1 protein-coding gene is annotated in these 1,374 nt (G+C 61.8%); it reads left to right on the top strand.

The window, feature by feature from the left end:
* The first annotated feature begins 56 nt into the window (after nucleotides 1-56).
* Nucleotides 57-1,331: an IS256 family transposase gene (locus tag H0X95_RS35650; RefSeq protein ID WP_371295762.1), complete on the top strand. Its 1,275-nt coding sequence runs from the start codon at nucleotides 57-59 to the stop codon at nucleotides 1,329-1,331.
* The last annotated feature ends 43 nt before the right edge of the window (nucleotides 1,332-1,374 follow it).

A 1,374-nucleotide genomic window follows, 5' to 3' on the forward strand; every position in this document is an offset into this window, starting at 1 on the left:
GGACCTATCCGTCATTTTGTGGGCGGGGCATATCATGAGGTGTAAAAGCCATGGATATGCCGATGAAGAAGAAAAGACAAACCGTAGCGCGTCAGGCAGCGGCCCGCGGGCCGCTGCCTGAGTTGCCCAAGGAACTGCTGGACCAACTGGTCAAGGGGCCGATGACGCCGACCGAGGTCCAGGATCTGATGCTGGCGTTCAACAAAGCGATCATCGAACGCGCAATGGGCGCCGAGATGAATCTGCATTTGGGCTACCCGTCCGGCCAGTCCAAGCCTACCGGGCAAGCCAACGAGCGCAACGGCGCCAGCGGCAAGACGGTCATCACCGATCGTGGCCCGGTTCGGGTCGAAGTCCCCCGCGATCGCGACGGCAGCTTCGAGCCGATTCTGATTCCCAAGCACGAGCGCCGCTTCACCGGCTTCGACGAACGCATCATCGCGATGTACGCCCGCGGCATGAGTGTGCGCGAGATTCAAGGGTTTCTGGCCGAGCACTACGGCACCGAAGTGTCGCCCGACTTCATCAGCTCGGTCACCGACGAGGTGATGGCCGAGGCGCTGAGCTGGCAGAACCGCCCGCTCGAGCCAATGTACCCGGTGGTGTTCTTCGATGCGCTGCGGGTCAAGATCCGCGACGACGGCGTGGTCAGCAACAAGGCCGTCTATCTGGCCTTGGGCATCCAGGCCGACGGCCAGCGCGACGTGCTGGGCCTCTGGATCGAGCAGACCGAGGGCGCCAAGTTCTGGCTCAAGGTGTTCAACGAACTCAAGACGCGCGGCTGCCAGGACATCCTGATCGCCGTGGTCGATGGCCTGAAGGGGCTGACCGAGGCCATCAGTGCAGCCTATCCGCGGACAACCGTTCAGACCTGCATCGTGCATCTGATCCGCAACAGCCTCGAGTACGCCAGCTACAAGGACCGTAAGGCGCTCGCCACAGCCCTGCGCCCGATCTACGCAGCCGCTAGCGAAGAGGCGGCAAGGCAGGCGTTACAGGACTTCGCCGACGGCCCGTGGGGCGAGAAATATCCGACCATCGTGCAATCGTGGCAGCGCGCCTGGGAGCACGTCATACCGTTCTTCGTGTTTCCGCCGGAGATTCGACGGGTCGTGTACACAACGAATGCCATTGAAAGTCTGAACATGCAACTGCGCAAGATCATCAAGACCCGTGGTCACTTCCCCAATGACGAGGCGGCGATCAAGCTGCTCTGGCTGGCGCTGCGCAACGTGCTGGCCAAGACCGTGCGGGCCGCCTTCGACTGGAAATCAGCGATGAACCAGTTTGCTATCCTGTTCGGCGAGCGATTCACGCAGGCGCGTGGATAACCTGTTGTTCAACCGCCTCGCCCACAAAAATGCGGACAGGTTC

The organism is Burkholderia sp. 9779_493, from assembly GCF_015712215.1.
Classification (GTDB): Bacteria; Pseudomonadota; Gammaproteobacteria; order Burkholderiales; family Burkholderiaceae; genus Burkholderia; species Burkholderia cenocepacia.